The organism is Burkholderia sp. AU39826, from assembly GCF_020419965.1.
Classification (GTDB): Bacteria; Pseudomonadota; Gammaproteobacteria; order Burkholderiales; family Burkholderiaceae; genus Burkholderia; species Burkholderia semiarida.
Genome location: NZ_JAIZQG010000017.1, coordinates 1 through 18,307 on the forward strand (window position 1 = coordinate 1; position 18,307 = coordinate 18,307).

The 18,307-nt window shown below is 66.2% G+C and carries 16 protein-coding genes; all 16 read left to right on the forward strand.

All coding sequences use genetic code 11. From position 1 onward, the window contains the following. Positions 1–2,365: DUF3400 domain-containing protein (locus LGM42_RS24200; protein ID WP_226233431.1), on the forward strand; the 2,365-nt coding region annotated here is incomplete at its 5' end. A 38-nt stretch (positions 2,366–2,403) separates the two neighbouring features. Then, entirely contained in the window at positions 2,404–2,847 is a 444-nt protein-coding gene (locus LGM42_RS24205; RefSeq protein ID WP_059642921.1) for an HIT family protein, read from the forward strand. Further along, entirely contained in the window at positions 2,844–3,257 is a 414-nt protein-coding gene (locus LGM42_RS24210) for a gamma-butyrobetaine hydroxylase-like domain-containing protein (protein ID WP_006487879.1), read from the forward strand. Before LGM42_RS24205 ends, LGM42_RS24210 begins: the two co-directional genes overlap by 4 nt. Before the next feature lie 52 nt (positions 3,258–3,309). After that, positions 3,310–4,041, forward strand: coding sequence for a bifunctional demethylmenaquinone methyltransferase/2-methoxy-6-polyprenyl-1,4-benzoquinol methylase UbiE (ubiE, locus tag LGM42_RS24215; protein WP_059578778.1), 732 nt, complete (start codon positions 3,310–3,312; stop codon positions 4,039–4,041). A 41-nt stretch (positions 4,042–4,082) separates the two neighbouring features. Continuing rightward, complete coding sequence (locus LGM42_RS24220) at positions 4,083–5,117, forward strand: Tim44 domain-containing protein (protein ID WP_060966670.1); 1,035 nt, start codon at positions 4,083–4,085, stop codon at positions 5,115–5,117. Between the two features lie 164 nt (positions 5,118–5,281). Then, a complete protein-coding gene (locus tag LGM42_RS24225) occupies positions 5,282–5,908 on the forward strand; it encodes an SCP2 domain-containing protein (protein WP_060314938.1) in 627 nt (208 codons plus the stop codon). Positions 5,909–5,920: 12 nt separating this feature from the next. Continuing rightward, entirely contained in the window at positions 5,921–7,498 is a 1,578-nt protein-coding gene (ubiB, locus tag LGM42_RS24230; RefSeq protein ID WP_059578770.1) for a ubiquinone biosynthesis regulatory protein kinase UbiB, read from the forward strand. Positions 7,499–7,515: 17 nt separating this feature from the next. Next, positions 7,516–8,142, forward strand: coding sequence for a TPMT family class I SAM-dependent methyltransferase (locus tag LGM42_RS24235; RefSeq protein ID WP_226233433.1), 627 nt, complete (start codon positions 7,516–7,518; stop codon positions 8,140–8,142). A gap of 95 nt (positions 8,143–8,237) precedes the next feature. Continuing rightward, entirely contained in the window at positions 8,238–8,591 is a 354-nt protein-coding gene (locus LGM42_RS24240) for an FmdB family zinc ribbon protein (protein WP_060314941.1), read from the forward strand. Between the two features lie 61 nt (positions 8,592–8,652). Continuing rightward, positions 8,653–9,303, forward strand: a complete 651-nt coding sequence (locus LGM42_RS24245) for a DUF502 domain-containing protein (protein ID WP_059578762.1) — start codon at positions 8,653–8,655, stop codon at positions 9,301–9,303. Between the two features lie 67 nt (positions 9,304–9,370). Continuing rightward, a complete protein-coding gene (gene aspS / locus LGM42_RS24250) occupies positions 9,371–11,173 on the forward strand; it encodes an aspartate--tRNA ligase (protein WP_006485737.1) in 1,803 nt (600 codons plus the stop codon). 159 nt (positions 11,174–11,332) lie between these two features. After that, on the forward strand, positions 11,333–11,827 hold the full coding sequence (nudB, locus tag LGM42_RS24255) for a dihydroneopterin triphosphate diphosphatase (RefSeq protein WP_226233435.1): 495 nt from the start codon (positions 11,333–11,335) through the stop codon (positions 11,825–11,827). Further along, positions 11,824–13,098 (forward strand): cardiolipin synthase ClsB, encoded by a 1,275-nt coding sequence (gene clsB / locus LGM42_RS24260; RefSeq protein WP_060314944.1) that lies wholly within the window; start codon positions 11,824–11,826, stop codon positions 13,096–13,098. Before nudB ends, clsB begins: the two co-directional genes overlap by 4 nt. Before the next feature lie 199 nt (positions 13,099–13,297). Further along, the gene (locus LGM42_RS24265) at positions 13,298–13,897 is read left to right on the forward strand and encodes a TetR/AcrR family transcriptional regulator (RefSeq protein ID WP_059578757.1); all 600 of its coding nucleotides are present in this window, start codon (positions 13,298–13,300) and stop codon (positions 13,895–13,897) included. Positions 13,898–13,954: 57 nt separating this feature from the next. Further along, a complete protein-coding gene (locus LGM42_RS24270) occupies positions 13,955–15,754 on the forward strand; it encodes an acyl-CoA dehydrogenase C-terminal domain-containing protein (protein ID WP_226233437.1) in 1,800 nt (599 codons plus the stop codon). A gap of 112 nt (positions 15,755–15,866) precedes the next feature. After that, complete coding sequence (locus tag LGM42_RS24275; RefSeq protein ID WP_226233439.1) at positions 15,867–18,302, forward strand: 3-hydroxyacyl-CoA dehydrogenase/enoyl-CoA hydratase family protein; 2,436 nt, start codon at positions 15,867–15,869, stop codon at positions 18,300–18,302. Positions 18,303–18,307 lie beyond the last annotated feature (5 nt).

Here is an 18,307-nt window from a genome sequence, read left to right on the forward strand (position 1 = left end):
CACGAACGCGTTCAAGATCAACGAGGACGTCGTGATCCCGCTGAACCGGATGGGCGAGTACACCGACGGCATCGAGCGGATCAACATCGAGCTGTCGCTGAAGAACAAGCTGCAGCTGGTCGACGCGTTCGAGGCGTTCTTCCGTGGCGGCAACCTGCCGCTCGGCAAGACCGACGACGCGAACGAGATCCCGAGCGCGGAACTGCTGGAAGACCGCGTGCAGCAGGCGCTGGAGCTGCTCAGGCGCGTGCGCGCGCGCTGGGAATTCGTGCGCGACCGGCTCGACCAGCCGCTGCGCGAGGCGCAGCACTACCTGGTGCAGCTCGGCTACGAGGCGCTCGCGGAGAAGTTCGCCGATCGCGCGGACGAGCAGCCGGGCGCGACCGTGTTCCACGTCACGCAGGACCGCACGGTGCGCATCTCGTGGAAGCAGGAGATCCGCGCGGAACTGCGCGCGATCTTCAACGGCGGCGCGTTCAAGCCGATCCTCGACGAAGCGCAGGCGATCCACAAGCGCGTGCTGCGCGCGCGCGTGTTCGTCGCGCTGCACATGCACGCGGGCGACGGCAACGTGCACACGAACATCCCGGTCAACTCCGACAACTACGAGATGCTGCAGGACGCGCACGCGGCCGTCGCGCGGATCATGACGCTCGCGCGCTCGCTCGACGGCGTGATTTCCGGCGAGCACGGGATCGGCATCACGAAGCTCGAGTTCCTGACCGAGGACGAGATCGCCGAATTCCGCGCGTACAAGCAGCGCGTGGACCCGAACGGCCGCTTCAACAAGGGCAAGCTGCTCGAGGGCGCCGATCTGCGCAATGCGTACACGCCGAGCTTCGGGCTGATGGGCTACGAGTCGCTGATCATGCAGCAGTCCGACATCGGCGCGATCGCCGATTCGGTGAAGGACTGCCTGCGCTGCGGCAAGTGCAAGCCGGTGTGCGCGACCCACGTGCCGCGCGCGAACCTGCTGTACAGCCCGCGCAACAAGATCCTCGCGACGTCGCTGCTGGTCGAGGCGTTCCTGTACGAGGAGCAGACGCGCCGCGGCGTGTCGATCAAGCACTGGGACGAGTTCAACGACGTGGCCGACCACTGCACGGTGTGCCACAAGTGCGCGACGCCGTGCCCGGTGAAGATCGACTTCGGCGACGTGACGATGAACATGCGCAACCTGTTGCGCAAGATGGGCAAGAAGAAGTTCAACGCGGGCAACGCGGCGGGCATGTTCTTCCTGAACGCGACCAATCCGCAGACGATCAACGTCGCGCGCGGCGTGATGATGGGGGTGGGCTACAAGGTGCAGCGCTTCGCGAACGACATGCTCAAGAAGGTCGTGACGAAGCAGACGCAGCACCCGCCGGCGACGACGGGCAAGCCGCCGGCGGTCGAGCAGGTGATCCACTTCGTGAACAAGAAGATGCCGGGCAACCTGCCGAAGAAGACGGCGCGCGCGCTGCTGGACATCGAGGACAACAAGATCGTGCCGATCATCCGCAACCCGAAATCGACGACCGTGGATTCGGAAGCGGTGTTCTACTTCCCGGGCTGCGGCTCCGAGCGGCTGTTCTCGCAGGTGGGGCTGGCGACGCAGGCGATGCTGTGGGAGGCGGGCGTGCAGACGGTGCTGCCGCCGGGCTACCTGTGCTGCGGCTATCCGCAGCGCGGCTCGGGCCAGTACGACAAGGCCGAGAAGATCGTCACCGACAACCGCGTGCTGTTCCACCGGGTGGCGAACACGCTGAACTACCTCGACATCAAGACGGTGGTGGTGTCGTGCGGCACGTGCTACGACCAGCTCGCGGGCTACGAATTCGACAAGATCTTCCCGGGCTGCCGGATCATCGACATCCACGAGTTCCTGCTGGAGAAGGGGATGAAGCTCGACGGCGTGACGGGCACGCGCTACATGTACCACGACCCGTGCCACACGCCGATCAAGACGATGGACCCGGTGAAGCTGGTCAACGAGCTGATGGGTTCGGAGAAGGACGGCTACAAGATCGAGAAGAACGATCGCTGCTGCGGCGAATCGGGCACGCTGGCGGTCACGCGGCCGGACATCTCGACGCAGGTGCGCTTCCGCAAGGAAGAGGAGATCCGCAAGGGCGCGGCGAAGCTGCGTGCGATTCCGGTGGTGGCGGGCGATGCGGCGGCGCCGGCGGCCGCGGCCGGCCCGGACGTGAAGATCCTGACGAGCTGCCCGTCGTGCCTGCAGGGGCTGTCGCGCTACAGCGAGGACGCGAACCTCGAAGCGGACTACATCGTGGTCGAGATCGCGCGCCAGGTGCTCGGCGAGAACTGGATGGCCGATTATGTCGCACGGGCCAACCATGGCGGGATCGAGCGCGTGCTGGTCTAATGCGGGCATGACGACCGCCCGTCCACATGGGAGCGACGATGGAATGCGTGTTTTGCCGTGAAGACGGCGGCGAGGTGCTCTGGCAGGACGATGCGCTGCGCGTCGTGCTCGCGACGGGCGAGCACGACTACCCGGGCTTCTGCCGGGTGATCTGGGGCGCGCACGTCGCCGAGTTCTCCGATCTCGGCGAGTCGGAGCGGGCACACTTGATGCGCGTGGTCTACGCGGTCGAGCGGGCCGTGCGCCGCGTGATGCAGCCGAACAAGGTGAATCTCGCGAGCCTCGGCAACATGGTGCCGCACGTGCACTGGCACGTGATTCCGCGTTTTTCCAACGACGCCCATTTCCCGCAGCCCGTATGGGCGCCGCGCCAGCGCAGCGTGTCCGAGGCGCTGCTGCGCTCGCGCGCGGCGCAGGCCTCGCTGCTGCACAATGCGGTGCGCGAGGAAATTCAACGCATGACCGATTCGAGGCAGCCATGAGCGGTTTGACTTCCACGACGCCGATTCCGTCCGGCGTCGTCGTGCACGCGGTGTCGCGCGTGCTCGAATTGCAGTATCCGAACGGCGAGAGTTACCGGATTCCGTTCGAGCTGATGCGCGTGTATTCGCCGTCGGCCGAGGTGCGCGGCCACGGGCCCGGCCAGGAGACGTTGCAGACCGGCAAGCGCGAAGTGACGATCACCGCGCTCGAGGGCGTCGGCAACTACGCGCTGCAGCCGACGTTCTCCGACGGCCATTCGACCGGCATCTACTCGTGGGATCTGCTGTACGAACTGGCGACGCAGCAGGACGCGCTGTGGCGCGACTATTTCGACAAACTGAAGGCGGCGGGCGTCGAGCGCGACGCCCCGATGCAGGCGGCCGGCGCGCCGCACGGCCACTGCCACTGAAATCGACGGCGCCCGCTCGGCGCCGTCTTGCCATTTACTGAGGATCAACGCGATGAGCAAAACCCACTTCGGCTTCGAAAGCGTCGAGGAAAACGAAAAAGCGAAGAAAGTGGCGGGCGTGTTTCATTCGGTCGCGAGCAACTACGATCTGATGAACGACCTGATGTCGGCGGGCATGCACCGCGCGTGGAAGGCGTTCACGATCGCGCAGGCGAACGTGCGCCCCGGCTTCAAGGTGCTCGACATCGCGGCCGGCACCGGCGACCTGACCAAGTCGTTCGCGAAGGCGGCCGGGCCGACGGGCGAGGTCTGGCATACCGACATCAACGAATCGATGCTGCGCGTCGGCCGCGACCGGCTGCTCGACAAGGGCATCGTGACGCCGTCGCTGTTGTGCGACGCCGAGAAAATTCCGTTTCCGGACAACTACTTCGATGTGGTGACGGTCGCGTTCGGGCTGCGCAACATGACGCACAAGGACGCCGCGCTCGCCGAGATGCGCCGCGTGACGAAGCCCGGCGGCCGCGTGATGGTGCTGGAATTCTCGAAAGTCTGGGATCCGCTGAAAAAAGCGTACGATCTGTATTCTTTCAAAGTATTACCGTGGCTTGGCGACAAGTTCGCGAAAGATGCCGAAAGTTATCGGTATCTTGCTGAATCTATCCGGATGCACCCCGATCAGGACACGCTGAAGACGATGATGGAACAAGCGGGCCTCGACGCCGTCAAATATTACAATTTGTCAGGTGGCGTGGTAGCTTTACATATGGGAGCCAAGTACTAAGGGGCTCTTCCCATACATTTGTCTTACATCTGGAGAAACTGATGTTCGAATCGCGTTCGTTGTTCAACCGTGGCAAGCCGTCGAAGCCGTGGGCTCGACGGGTCGGCACCCTGCTGATGGTCGGCCTGCTCACGGCCGGCACGTTCGCATCGCTCGACGCTGAGGCCAAGCGCATGGGCGGCGGGCGCAGCATCGGCCGCCAGAGTTCCACCGTCACGCAGCGTCAGGCCACGCCGCCCGCGCAGCAGCCGATGCAGCAAGCGGCGCCGTCGCAGGCGCAGCGTACGAACCCGGCCGCGCCCACGCCGGCCGCGCAACCCAACCGCTCGCGCTGGCTTGGGCCGATCGCCGGCCTCGCGGCCGGTCTCGGCATCGCGGCGCTGCTGTCGCACTTCGGCCTCGGCGGCGCGTTCGCGAGCATGATGGCGAACGTCATCGTGATCGCGTTGCTCGCGATGGTCGGCATCTGGCTGATCCGCAAGTTCATGAACCGCCGTCGCCCGCAGGAGCCGGCGTATTCGGTCGGCGGCGCGTCGTCGTCGTCGGGCGGCTACGCGCAAAGCCCGTCGTTCCAGCAGGGCAACACCGGCAGCAACTATGCAGGTAGCGGCAGCAGCTATGCGAACGAAGCGCAGGGCGTGTTCGGCGGCGGTGCGGCGGCGGCCGGTGCGGCAGGCGCGATGGCGGCTGCGCCGCTGCAGGTGCCGGCCGGCTTCGATACCGAAGCGTTCCTGCGCAGCGCGAAGGTGTACTTCGTGCGCCTGCAGGCTGCGTGGGACCAGGGCAACCTGGCCGACATCCGCGAGTTCACGACACCCGAAATGTTCGCCGAGATCAAGATCGACCTCGATTCGCGCGGCACCGACGCGAACCAGACCGACGTCGTGCAGCTCGACGCGGAACTGGTCGCGATCGAGGATCGCGGCATCGAGCAGTCGGCGAGCGTACGCTTCCACGGTCTGATCCGCGAATCGGCGAATACGTCGGCCGCGCCGTTCGACGAGGTGTGGAACCTGTCGAAGTCGGGCAGTCAGGGCTGGCTGCTCGCGGGTATCCAGCAGATCAACACGCACTGAGCGTGACCGGCGGCCCGCGCCGCCGGGCATCCGGGCGACGGCCGCCGCACTGCGACCGCTTGCCGCCCGGGTGTACGGTCGGGCACGGTCTGCCGCCGATCCGACGTTACAATAGAAACCCGCGTGGGCGCCCGGCCTGCGCGGGTTTTTTCTTTCCCAGCCCGATGACCTTTGCCGCCAAGCCTTTTGCTGCTGCCGTCAATCACTTGCTCGCGCGCGAATCGTGGGCGCGCGACCGCCTGATTCCCTATGCGGGCAAGACTGCCCGGATCGACGTGCCTCCCGTCACGCTCACGCTGCTCGTGCAGCCCGACGGTTATCTGTCGGCCGTCGACGCGCACGATGCGCAACAGGTCGACGTGTCGATCGCGCTCGCCGGCGACACGGTCGCCGCGTTCCTGCAGGGCGGCCAGGCGGCCGTGATGAAGCACGTGAAGATCGAGGGCGACGCGGAATTCGCGACGCAGATCGCGAAGCTGGCCGAGCATCTGCGCTGGGAACCTGAGGAAGATCTCGCGAAGCTGGTCGGCGACGCGGCCGCGTACCGGATCGCGACGTTCGTGCGCGACGCCGGCGCGCGCGCGCGCCGCACCGGCCGCAACGTGCTCGATTCCGTCGCCGAATACTGGCTCGACGAGAACCCGCAAGTCGTCCGGCGCGCGTCGCTCGGCGGCTTCGACGCGGAACTGGCGCGCGCACGCGATGCGCTCGCGCGGGTCGAAAAGCGGGTCGAGCGACTCGAACAAAAAATCGGCGCGCGCACGGGTTCCGGCCCGCGCGGCGCGCACTGAGGGCCGCAGGGCATGCGCATTTTCCGTTTCATCAAGATTGTCTACACCGTCATCCGCTTTGGCCTCGACGAAGTGATGCTGTCCCGGATCGACGACCGGCGCGTGAAGCTGCTGCTGCGGATCACGACGATCGGCCGCCGCTATTCCGATCCGCCGGCCGTACGGCTGCGTCACGCGCTCGAAAGCCTCGGCCCGATCTTCGTGAAGTTCGGCCAGGTGCTGTCGACGCGCCGCGACCTGCTGTCGGTCGATTTCGCGAACGAACTCGCGAAGCTGCAGGACCAGGTGCCGCCGTTCGATTCGGCCGTCGCGATCGCGATCATCGAGAAATCGCTCGGCGCGCCGGTCGACGAACTGTTCGACGAATTCGAGCGCGAGCCGATCGCGAGCGCGTCGATCGCACAGGTGCATTTCGCGAAGCTGAAGCAGGGCGCGCATGCGGGCAAGGCGGTCGCCGTCAAGGTGCTGCGCCCGAACATGCTGCCGGTGATCGATTCCGACCTCGCGCTGATGCGCGACATCGCGACGTGGACCGAGCGCATGTGGGCCGACGGCCGACGCCTGAAGCCGCGCGAGGTCGTCGCCGAATTCGACAAGTACCTGCACGACGAGCTCGACCTGATGCGCGAGGCCGCGAACGGCAGCCAGCTGCGCCGCAACTTCGCGGGCCTCGACCTGCTGCTCGTGCCGGAGATGTTCTGGGATTTCTCGACGTCGCAGGTGCTCGTGATGGAGCGCATGACCGGCGTGCCGATCAGCCAGGTCGAGACGCTGCGCTCGGCGGGCGTCGACATCAAGAAGCTCGCGCGCGAAGGCGTCGAGATCTTCTTCACGCAGGTGTTCCGCGACGGCTTCTTCCATGCGGACATGCACCCCGGCAACATCCAGGTGAGCCTCGATCCGAACACGTTCGGCCGCTATATCGCGCTCGATTTCGGGATCGTCGGCGCGCTGTCCGATTTCGACAAGAACTACCTCGCGCAGAACTTCCTCGCGTTCTTCAAGCGCGACTACCACCGCGTCGCGACGCTCCACCTCGAATCGGGCTGGGTGCCGCCCGAGACGCGCGTCGAGGAGCTCGAAAGCGCGATCCGCGCGGTGTGCGAGCCGTATTTCGACCGCGCGCTGAAGGACATTTCGCTCGGCCAGGTGCTGATGCGCCTGTTCTCGACGTCGCGCCGCTTCAACGTCGAGATCCAGCCGCAGCTCGTACTGCTGCAGAAGACGATGCTGAACGTGGAAGGGCTCGGCCGCTCGCTCGACCCCGAACTCGACCTGTGGAAGACCGCGAAGCCGTATCTCGAGCGCTGGATGACCGAGCAGATCGGCCTGCGCGGCTGGTACGAGCGGTTCAAGGTCGAGGCGCCGCAGTGGAGCAAGACGCTGCCGCAGCTGCCGCGCCTGATCCACCATGCGATGGCCGCGCGCCACGACGCGCCGCGCGCCGCGAGCGAGGAGCTGATGCGCCAGATCCTCGTCGAGCAGAAACGGACGAACCGGCTGATGCAGGCGTTGCTGATCTTCGGCCTGGCCGTCGGCGTCGGCGCGCTCGTCGCGCGCGTGCTGCTCGCGCTCGCGTACGGCGCCTGATCGAAAGGAGCGCGGCGATGTCCGATCCGAAGCAACCGGCCGCACCGTCGGCCGCCGATTTCGCGACGCGCGACCCGGGCAGCGCGTCGTTCTGGAATGAGCGCTTCGAGCGCGGCGTGACGCCGTGGGAATTCGGCGGCGTGCCGGACGGTTTTCGCGTGTTCGCGCGGCGGCTCGAGCCGTGCGCGGTGCTGATCCCCGGCTGCGGCAGCGCGCAGGAGGCCGGATGGCTCGCGCAGGCCGGCTGGCCGGTGCGCGCGATCGATTTCGCCGCGCAGGCGGTCGCTGCCGCGAAGGCGCAGCTCGGCGCGCATGCGGACGTCGTCGAGCAGGCGGATTTTTTCCAGTACCGGCCGCCGTTCGACGTGCAGTGGGTGTACGAGCGAGCGTTCCTGTGCGCGTTGCCGCCGGCCATGCGTGCCGACTATGCGGCGCGGATGGCCGAGCTGCTGCCCGCGGGTGGCTTGCTGGCCGGTTATTTCTTCCTGGTGGCGAAGCCGAAGGGGCCGCCGTTCGGCATCGAGCGTGCGGAGCTCGACACGCTGCTCGCGCCGCACTTCGAACGGGTGGAGGATTTGCCGGTGACCGATTCGCTGGCCGTGTTCGACGGGCACGAGCGCTGGCTCACGTGGCGTCGCCGCTGATGCGCCGGCGTCTCGGCCATTGCCGGAGCGCGCCCGGGTTTCGGCTATAATTCAAGGTTTTGCAAGCCGTTTCCAGTTTCCGCGGGAAAAATATCATGCCGATCTACGCCTATCGATGCGAAGCGTGCGGTTTCGCGAAGGACGTGCTCCAGAAGATGAGCGACGCGCCGCTGTCGCAATGCCCTGAATGCGGGAAGGATGCTTTTCGCAAACAGGTGACTGCCGCCGGGTTCCAGCTCAAGGGCTCGGGGTGGTATGTCACCGATTTCCGCGGTGGCTCGGGCGGCACCAGCGCACCGGCGGCGGCGTCGGGCGACGCGGCGCCGGCAGCCTCCGGGGCGCAAGCCGCACCCGCCGCGGCCGCGCCGGCCGCGGCGAGCAGTTCAAGCAGCACCACGACGACGAGCGCCGCGCCGGCACCGGCTGCGACGCCCGCCGCCGGCAGTTGACCGTCGCGGCCCGGCCGGGTCGCGACCAACCCGCGCCGCCGGCGCGGTTCATTGACGGCAGATGATGAAAAAGACGACCCTGAAAACGGTGTTCCTGACCGGCTTGCTGGTTCTCGTCCCGCTCGCGATCACGCTGTGGGTGCTCGGCCTCATCATCGGCACGATGGATCAGACGCTGCTCCTGCTGCCCGAATCGTGGCAGCCCGAGCGGATGCTCGGCTTCCATCTGCCGGGGATCGGCGCGGTGCTGACGCTCGCGTTCATCTTCGTGGTCGGGCTGGCCACGCAGAACTTCATCGGCCAGAAGCTCGTCACGTGGTGGAACGCGGTCGTGCGCCACATCCCGGTCGTCGGGCCGATCTACACGAGCGTCAAGCAGGTATCGGACACGCTGCTGTCGAGCAGCGGCAACGCGTTCCGCAAGGCGCTGCTGATCGAATACCCGCGCCGCGGCTCGTATACGATCGCGTTTCTGACCGGCGTGCCCGGCGGCGACGTGGTCAACCATCTGACGGAAGAGTACGTGAGCGTGTACGTGCCCACGACGCCGAACCCGACATCCGGCTTCTTCCTGATGCTGCCGAAGAGCGAAGTCATCGAACTCGACATGTCGGTCGATGCCGCGCTCAAGTACATCGTCTCGATGGGCGTCGTGGCGCCTTCGGCGCCGGTTCCGGCGCCCGCCCGCCGTCCCGTCGAGCCGCCGCTGTAAGTAAAGAATCATCGCCCGGGCCGCGCGTTGCGGCGCCCGTTGATCAAACCGAACGAAAGCAAACATCATGTCGATGCGTACTGAATACTGCGGTCTCGTGACCGAACACCTGCTGGGCCAAACCGTGTCGCTGTGCGGCTGGGTGCAGCGCCGCCGCGATCACGGCGGTGTGATCTTCATCGACCTGCGCGATCGTGAAGGCCTCGTGCAGGTGGTGTGCGACCCGGATCGCGCCGAGATGTTCGCGACCGCCGAAGGCGTGCGCAACGAGTTCTGCGTGCAGATCAAGGGCCTCGTGCGCAACCGTCCGGAAGGCACGGTCAACGCCGGCCTGAAGAGCGGCAAGATCGAAGTGCTGTGCCACGAGCTGAACGTGCTGAACGCGTCGGTCACGCCGCCGTTCCAGCTCGACGACGACAACCTGTCGGAAACGACGCGCCTCACGCACCGCGTGCTCGACCTGCGCCGCCCGCAGATGCAGCACAACCTGCGCCTGCGCTACCGCGTCGCGATCGAGGCACGCAAGTACCTCGACGAACAGGGCTTCATCGACATCGAAACGCCGATGCTGACGAAGAGCACGCCGGAAGGCGCGCGCGACTATCTCGTGCCGTCGCGCGTGAACGCGGGCCAGTTCTTCGCGCTGCCGCAGTCGCCGCAGCTGTTCAAGCAGCTGCTGATGGTTGCGAACTTCGATCGTTACTACCAGATCACCAAGTGCTTCCGCGACGAGGATCTGCGCGCCGACCGCCAGCCGGAATTCACGCAGATCGACTGTGAAACGTCGTTCCTCGGCGAGCAGGAAATCCGCGACCTGTTCGAGGACATGATCCGTCACATCTTCAAGACGACGATCGACGTCGAGCTCGACGCGAAATTCCCGGTGATGCCGTACTCGGAAGCGATGGCGCGTTTCGGTTCGGACAAGCCGGACCTGCGCGTGCAGCTCGAATTCACCGAGTTGACCGACGCGATGAAGGACGTCGACTTCAAGGTTTTCAGCACGCCGGCCAACGCGAAGGACGGCCGGGTCGCGGCGCTGCGCGTGCCGAAGGGCGGCGAGCTGTCGCGCGGCGACATCGACGGCTACACCGAATTCGTGCGCATCTACGGCGCGAAGGGCCTCGCGTGGATCAAGGTCAACGAGAAGGCGAAGGGCCGCGACGGCCTGCAAAGCCCGATCGTCAAGAACCTGCACGACGCATCGATCGCGGCGATCCTCGAGCGCACCGGCGCTGAAGACGGCGACATCATCTTCTTCGCGGCCGACCGCGCGAAGGTCGTCAACGACAGCCTCGGCGCGCTGCGCCTGAAGATCGGCCATTCGGAATTCGGCAAGGCGAACGGTCTCGTCCAGGCCGGCTGGAAGCCGCTGTGGGTCGTCGATTTCCCGATGTTCGAATATGACGACGAAGACGCGCGCTACGTCGCCGCGCACCATCCGTTCACGAGCCCGAAGGACGAGCACCTCGAGTACCTCGAGACCGATCCGGGCCGCTGCCTCGCGAAGGCGTACGACATGGTGCTGAACGGCTGGGAAATCGGCGGCGGCTCGGTGCGTATCCACCGCGAGGAAGTGCAGAGCAAGGTGTTCCGCGCGCTGAAGATCGGCGCGGAAGAAGCGCAGGCGAAGTTCGGCTTCCTGCTGGACGCGCTGCAGTACGGCGCGCCGCCGCACGGCGGTATCGCGTTCGGTCTCGACCGCATCGTCACGATGATGGCCGGCGCCGATTCGATCCGCGACGTGATCGCGTTCCCGAAGACCCAGCGTGCGCAGGATCTGCTCACGCAGGCGCCGAGCCCGGTCGACGAGCGTCAACTGCGCGAGCTGCACATCCGTCTGCGTCAGCCGGAGCAGCCGAAGGCGTAACGCGCTTTCGCCCCCTCTGTCGTGTGTGCGGTCACGCCCACACGACACCCATGAAAAAGGCGCGGTGCGCCTTTTTCATTTTTTGCGGTACAGTCGCAGCACTTGCCGCACGTTCGGGGCACAGGGTCGACGCACCGCCTCGTGCCGCATGAAACCAAGATGACGAAGCCGCCGAAAATCCCTGAATCCGTTCTCGTCGTGATCTACACGCCCGACCTCGACGTGCTCGTGATCAAGCGTGCCGACCAGCCCGATTTCTGGCAATCGGTCACCGGCTCGAAGGACGCGCTCGACGAGCCGCTCGCGCTCACCGCCGCGCGCGAAGTAGCCGAGGAAACCGGCATCGCGGTCGGCACGCCCGACGTGCCGGCCAGCGCGCTCGTCGACTGGCATCACCGGATCGAATACACGATCTATCCGCAATACCTGCACCGCTATGCGCCGGGCGTCACGCGCAACGTCGAGCACTGGTTCGGGCTGCGCGTGCCGCATCGTGTCGACGTGACGCTGTCGCCGCGCGAGCACGTCGACCACGCGTGGCTGCCGTTCCGCGAGGCGGCCGCGCGCTGTTTCTCGCCGTCGAACGCCGAGGCGATCCTGCAATTGCCCGTACGCGTGGCGCTCGCGCGGGCGCCGCACGGCTCGTCCGCATGAATGCGGAGACCCGCAAGCGCTTCGCGCAATTGCGGCAGATGTTCTTGCAGGAGCGCGGCTCCGCGTCGCGGCTCGCGTTTACGGCCGGCAACACCGTGCGGCTGTGCGAAACCGGCGGCGAATTCTTCCAGGCACTGATCGATCGGATCGATGCCGCCCGCGAGCAGGTGATGCTCGAAACCTACATCTTCTGCGACGACGCGGCCGGCCGGCCGGTGTCGGACGCGCTGATCCGCGCGGTGCAGCGCGGCGTGCGCGTGCGCGTGATCACCGACGGCATCGGCACCGCCCGCCTGCCGCTGTTCGACACGTGGGCCGAGGCCGGTGTCGAACACTGCATCTACAACCGCTACCTGTTCGGCCGCTTCGGCTTCTCGCGCACGCACCGCAAGCTCGCGGTGGTCGATCACGCGGTCGCGTTCTGCGGCGGCATCAACATCGTCGACGACTACACGCAGGGCAGCGCGACGCTGCCGTTCCCGCGCTGGGATTTCGCGGTCGAGATGGCCGGGCCCGCGGTGTCCGACGTGCGCGCCGCGTTCGAGCTGCAGTGGCACCGGATCCAGTTCGGCCACAAGCCGTACGCGCAGTACGCGGCCGGGCTGCACGGCGGCGAAGCGTTTCCGGACATGTTCCGGCGCTGGATGCGCAGCCACCGGTGGATCAAGGCCGGCGCGCTGCGGGTCGTGACCGAGCCGAGCGTGGCGTTCGTCGCGCGCGACAACGTCGTGAACCGCCGCGCGATCGAGAAGGCGTATCTCGCGGCGATCGGCCAGGCGCGCCAGCGGATCCTGCTCGCGAATCCGTACTTCATGCCGGGCCGCAAGCTGCGCCGCGCGCTGACGGGCGCGGCCCGCCGCGGCGTCGACGTGCAGGTGCTGATCGGCCGCAAGGAGTTCACGGCGCTCGATACGGCCGTGCCGTTCCTGTATCACTCGCTGTTGCGCGCGGGCGTGCGCGTCGCCGAATACGACAAGACGATCCTGCACGGCAAGGTCGCCGTGATCGACGACAACTGGGCGACGGTCGGCTCGTCGAATCTGGACGCGCTGAGCCTGATGCTGAACAATGAAGCGAACGTCGTGCTGGTGCGCTACGATGCGGTAACGAACCAGTTGCGCGACGCGATCGCCACCGCGTTCGCCGAAGGGCGCGAGATCGACGCCGCGCACTACGCCGCGCGCCCGCGCATCGAGCGGCTGCTGAACTGGCTGGCGTACAACACGTACCGCCTCCTGATGAAGGCGCTGACGGTCGGCGGTTACGACTGACGCAGACTAAGCATTCACTTCAAAAATCCGTCCGCACGTTCGTGCGGAAAAGCCGCTCCGGTCCCGCCGGAATCGCGCAAAATAGCGGCTCGGTTAGACACCGGTTTCTAATAATTTCCTTGTTTCGCGAGCGGCCGCACTCAATAATAGTACGGCCGTTCGATTTTATTCGAACCCCCGAACGGTTACAGAAATAGCTATGCGAAAAGGCGAACAGACGCGTGCCGCGATACTCGAAGCTGCTTTGGACCTCGCCAGCCGTGACGGGCTGGAGGGGCTGACGATCGGCCTGCTGGCCGAGCGCATGCAGATGAGCAAGAGCGGCGTGTTCGCGCACTTCGGATCGCGCGAGGACCTGCAGGTCGAGGTCGTGCGCGAGTACCACCATCGTTTCGAGAACGAGGTGTTCTTTCCGAGCCTGCGCGAGGCGCGCGGTCTGCCGCGTCTTCGGGCGATGCTGGCGCGCTGGATGGAGAAGCGCATCCAGGAGGTGACGACCGGGTGCATCTACATCAGCGGCGCTGTGGAGTACGACGACCGGCCGGACAGCCCCGTGCGCGAACAGTTGATCGCGAGCGTGACCGCCTGGCGTGCCGCGTTGCTGCGCGCCATTTCGCAGGCGATGGAAGAAGGGCATCTGCGCGCGGATACGGATCCGGAATTGATGCTCTTCGAGTTGTACAGCTTCACGCTCGGCCTGCATCACGACGCACGCTTCCTGCATTCGCCGGACGCCGTGCGCCTCACGTGGGCCGCGCTGGAAAAGACGATTGTTTCGTATCAGAGCGAGAGCCGTTAGCGGCGCGTGACCCGCCCGCCAGGAGCTCGAGCCGTTTGCCCACCTTTGGAGAGAGTCATGGGACAGTACGCCGCGCCGCTGCGCGACATGCAATTCGTGTTGCACGAGCTTCTGAACGTCGAAGCCGAAGTCAAGCAAATGCCCAAGCATGCGGACCTCGACGCCGACACGATCAACCAGGTCCTCGAGGAAGCGGGCAAGTTCTGCTCCGAGGTACTGTTCCCGCTGAACCAGGTCGGTGACCGCGAAGGCTGCACGTATGAAGGCGACGGCGTCGTGAAGACCCCGACCGGCTTCAAGGAAGCGTATCAGCAGTACGTCGAGGCCGGCTGGCCGGCGCTCGGCTGCGATCCGGACTACGGCGGCCAGGGCCTGCCCGCGTTCGTGAACAACGCACTCTACGAAATGCTGAACTCGGCGAACCAGGCCTGGACGATGTATCCGGGCCTGTCGCACGGCGCGTACGAATGCCTGCACGCGCACGGCGCGCCGGAACTGCAGCAGCAATACCTGCCGAAGCTCGTGTCGGGCGAATGGACCGGCACGATGTGCCTGACCGAGCCGCACTGCGGCACCGATCTCGGCATCCTGCGCACCAAGGCCGAACCGAACGGCGACGGCTCGTACTCGATCAGCGGCACGAAGATCTTCATCTCGAGCGGCGAGCACGACATGTCGAAGAACATCGTCCACCTCGTGCTCGCGCGCCTGCCGGACGCGCCGCAAGGCACGAAGGGGATCTCGCTGTTCATCGTGCCGAAGTTCATTCCGGACGCTTCGGGCGAGCCGGGCGAGCGCAACGGCATCAAGTGCGGCTCGATCGAGCACAAGATGGGCATCCACGGCAACTCGACGTGCGTGATGAACCTCGACGGTGCGAAGGGCTGGATGGTCGGCGAGCCGAACAAGGGCTTGAACGCGATGTTCGTGATGATGAATGCCGCGCGTCTGGGTGTCGGCATGCAGGGCCTCGGCCTCACGGAAGTCGCGTACCAGAACTCGCTGACGTACGCGAAGGAACGCCTGCAGATGCGTTCGCTGACCGGCCCGAAGGCACCGGACAAGCCGGCCGACCCGATCATCGTGCACCCGGACGTGCGCCGCATGCTGCTCACGCAGAAGGCCTACGCGGAAGGCGCGCGCGCATTCACGTACTGGTCCGCGCTGCAGATCGACAAGGAGCTGTCGCACGCCGACGAAGCGGTGCGCAAGGAAGCGGCCGACCTCGTCGCGCTGCTCACGCCGATCATCAAGGCGTTCCTGACCGACAACGCGTTCGAGTGCACGAACCATGCGATGCAGATCTACGGCGGCCACGGCTTCATCTCCGAGTGGGGCATGGAGCAGTACGTGCGCGACGCGCGGATCAACATGATCTACGAAGGCACGAACTCGATCCAGTCGCTCGACCTGCTGGGCCGCAAGGTGCTCGGCGACATGGGCGCGAAGCTGAAGAAGTTCGGCAAGCTCGTGACCGAATTCGCGGAAGCCGAAGGCGTGAAGCCCGAGATGGCCGAGTTCATCAACCCGCTCGCCGACATCGGTGAAAAGGTGCAGAAGCTGACGATGGAAATCGGCATGAAGGCGATGCAGAACCCGGACGAAGTCGGCGCCGCGGCCGTGCCGTACCTGCGCACCGTCGGCCATCTGGTGTTCTCGTACTTCTGGGCGCGCATGGCGCGCATCGCGCTCGACAACGAAGCGTCGGGCGACCGTAGCGGAGATCCGTTCTACAAGTCGAAGCTCGCCACCGCCCGCTTCTACTTCGCGCGCCTGCTGCCCGAAACGGCATCGACGATCCGCGCCGCGCGCGCCGGTTCGAAGACGCTGATGGAAGTCGACGAATCGCTGTTCTGATCCAAGTCCGGGCGGTGCGCGCCGCGCGCCGCCCGAACGCAACGGTTCTGGTACTCACTTCGCCGTGCAGCCCCCATATTCCGCGCTGCACGACACTATCCGGAGACATCCCGTGAGCAATTTCCTGATTCGCAAGGTCGCCGTGCTGGGCGCCGGCGTGATGGGCGCGCAGATCGCCGCGCATCTCGTCAACGCGCGCGTGCCGGTGCTGCTGTTCGACCTGCCGGCCAAGGAAGGCCCGAAAAACGCGATCGCGCTGAAGGCGATCGAGAACCTGAAGAAGCTGTCGCCCGCGCCGTTCGGCGTGAAGGACGACGCGAAGTATCTCGAAGCCGCGAACTACGAGGACGACATCGCGAAGCTCGCCGAATGCGACGTCGTGATCGAGGCGATCGCCGAGCGGATGGACTGGAAGCACGACCTGTACAAGAAGGTCGCACCGCACATCGCCTCGCACGCGATCTTCGCGACCAACACGTCGGGCCTGTCGATCACGAAGCTGTCCGAAGGTTTCTCGGACGAGCTGAAGTCGCGCTTCTGCGGCGTGCATTTCTTCAACCCGCCGCGCTACATGCACCTCGTCGAGCTGATCCCGACCGCGCATACGCGGCCGGAAATCCTCGACCAGCTCGAAACCTTCCTGACGAGCGTCGTCGGCAAGGGCGTCGTGCGCGCGAAGGACACGCCGAACTTCATCGCGAATCGCGTCGGCATCTTCTCGATCCTCGCGGTGATCACCGAGGCCGCGAAGTTCGGCCTGCGCTTCGACGAAGTCGATGACCTGACGGGCAGCCGCCTCGGCCGCGCGAAGTCGGCGACGTTCCGCACCGCGGACGTGGTCGGCCTCGACACGATGGCGCACGTGATCAAGACGATGCAGGACAACCTCGCCGACGATCCGTTCTTCCCGGTCTACCAGACGCCCGCCGTGCTCGCCGAGCTGGTGAAGCAGGGTGCGCTCGGCCAGAAGACGGGCGGCGGTTTCTACAAGAAGGAAGGCAAGGCGATCAAGGTGCTCGACGCGAAGATGGGCACCTACGTCGACTCGGGCGCGAAGGCGGACGAAACGGTCGGCCGCATCCTGAAGCGTCCGCCGGCGGAACGCCTGAAGCTGCTGCGCGAGACGAACCATCCGCACGCGCAGTTCCTGTGGTCGATCTTCCGCGACGTGTTCCACTACATCGGCGTGCATCTCGAATCGATCGCCGACAACGCGCGCGACGTCGACCTCGCGATCCGCTGGGGCTTCGGCTGGAACGAAGGCCCGTTCGAAGGCTGGCAGGCCGCCGGCTGGAAGCAGGTCGCCGAATGGGTGCAGGAAGACATCGCGGCCGGCAAGGCGCTCGCGAACGTGCCGCTGCCGTCGTGGGTACTCGAAGGCCCGGTCGCCGAGAAGGGCGGCGTGCACACGGCCGAAGGCTCGTGGGCGCCGGCCGCCAAGCGTTTCGTGCCGCGTTCGGACCTGGCCGTGTACGACAAGCAGGTGTTCCGTGCGCCGCTCGTCGGCGAAGCCGGCGCCGACCCGAAGACGTACGGCAAGACGCTGTTCGAAACCGACGCGGTGCGCGCGTGGGTCGACGATCGTGCCGGCGAGGACGACGTCGTGATCGTGTCGTTCAAGTCGAAGATGAACACGATCGGACCGAGCGTGATCGACGGCCTCGTGCAGGCGATCGAACTCGCGGAGAAGGATTACAAGGGCGTGGTGATCTGGCAGCCGACGTCGCTGAAGCTCGGCACGCCGGGCGGCCCGTTCTCGGCCGGCGCGAACCTCGAGGAGGCGATGCCCGCGTTCATGATGGGTGGCGCGAAGGGCATCGAGCCGTTCGTGAAGAAATTCCAGGAAGGCATGCTGCGCGTGAAGTACGCGAACGTACCGGTCGTCGCGGCCGTGTCGGGCATCGCGCTCGGCGGCGGGTGCGAGCTGATGCTGCACAGCGCGAAGCGCGTCGTGCACGTCGAGAGCTACATCGGCCTCGTCGAAGTGGGCGTCGGCCTCGTGCCGGCCGGCGGCGGCCTGAAGGAAGCGGCGCTGCGCGCAGCGGAAGCCGCGACGGCCGCGAATGCGACCACCGACATCCTGAAGTTCGTCACGAAGTCGTTCGAGAACGCGGCGATGGCGAAGGTGTCGTCGTCCGCGCACGACGCGCGTGCGATGGGCTACGTGAAGCCGTCCGACACGATCGTCTTCAACGTGTTCGAACTGCTCGACACCGCGAAGAAGGAAGCGCGTGCGCTGGCCGCCACCGGCTACCGCGCACCGCTGCGCGCGAAGGACGTGCCGGTCGCGGGCCGCTCGGCGATCGCGACGATCAAGGCATCGCTCGTCAACATGCGTGACGGCCGCTTCATCAGCGATCACGACTACCTGATCGCGAGCCGCATCGCCGAAGCCGTGTGCGGCGGCGACGTCGAAGCCGGCAGCCTCGTCGACGAAGAATGGCTGCTCGCGCTGGAGCGTCGCGCGTTCGTCGAGCTGCTCGGCACGCAGAAGACGCAGGAACGGATCATGGGCATGTTGCAGACCGGCAAGCCGGTGCGTAACTGAGCGAG

Bases quoted from the DNA above. Each gene is read 5' to 3' on its own strand.
- LGM42_RS24220 (WP_060966670.1), top strand. From the start codon at position 4,083: ATGTTCGAATCGCGTTCGTTGTTCAACCGTGGCAAGCCGTCGAAGCCG.
- LGM42_RS24235 (WP_226233433.1), top strand. From the start codon at position 7,516: ATGTCCGATCCGAAGCAACCGGCCGCACCGTCGGCCGCCGATTTCGCG.
- LGM42_RS24265 (WP_059578757.1), top strand. From the start codon at position 13,298: ATGCGAAAAGGCGAACAGACGCGTGCCGCGATACTCGAAGCTGCTTTG.
- LGM42_RS24245 (WP_059578762.1), top strand. From the start codon at position 8,653: ATGATGAAAAAGACGACCCTGAAAACGGTGTTCCTGACCGGCTTGCTG.
- ubiE (WP_059578778.1), top strand. From the start codon at position 3,310: ATGAGCAAAACCCACTTCGGCTTCGAAAGCGTCGAGGAAAACGAAAAA.
- clsB (WP_060314944.1), top strand. From the start codon at position 11,824: ATGAATGCGGAGACCCGCAAGCGCTTCGCGCAATTGCGGCAGATGTTC.
- nudB (WP_226233435.1), top strand. From the start codon at position 11,333: ATGACGAAGCCGCCGAAAATCCCTGAATCCGTTCTCGTCGTGATCTAC.
- LGM42_RS24225 (WP_060314938.1), top strand. From the start codon at position 5,282: ATGACCTTTGCCGCCAAGCCTTTTGCTGCTGCCGTCAATCACTTGCTC.
- LGM42_RS24205 (WP_059642921.1), top strand. From the start codon at position 2,404: ATGGAATGCGTGTTTTGCCGTGAAGACGGCGGCGAGGTGCTCTGGCAG.
- aspS (WP_006485737.1), top strand. From the start codon at position 9,371: ATGTCGATGCGTACTGAATACTGCGGTCTCGTGACCGAACACCTGCTG.
- LGM42_RS24240 (WP_060314941.1), top strand. From the start codon at position 8,238: ATGCCGATCTACGCCTATCGATGCGAAGCGTGCGGTTTCGCGAAGGAC.
- LGM42_RS24270 (WP_226233437.1), top strand. From the start codon at position 13,955: ATGGGACAGTACGCCGCGCCGCTGCGCGACATGCAATTCGTGTTGCAC.
- LGM42_RS24210 (WP_006487879.1), top strand. From the start codon at position 2,844: ATGAGCGGTTTGACTTCCACGACGCCGATTCCGTCCGGCGTCGTCGTG.
- ubiB (WP_059578770.1), top strand. From the start codon at position 5,921: ATGCGCATTTTCCGTTTCATCAAGATTGTCTACACCGTCATCCGCTTT.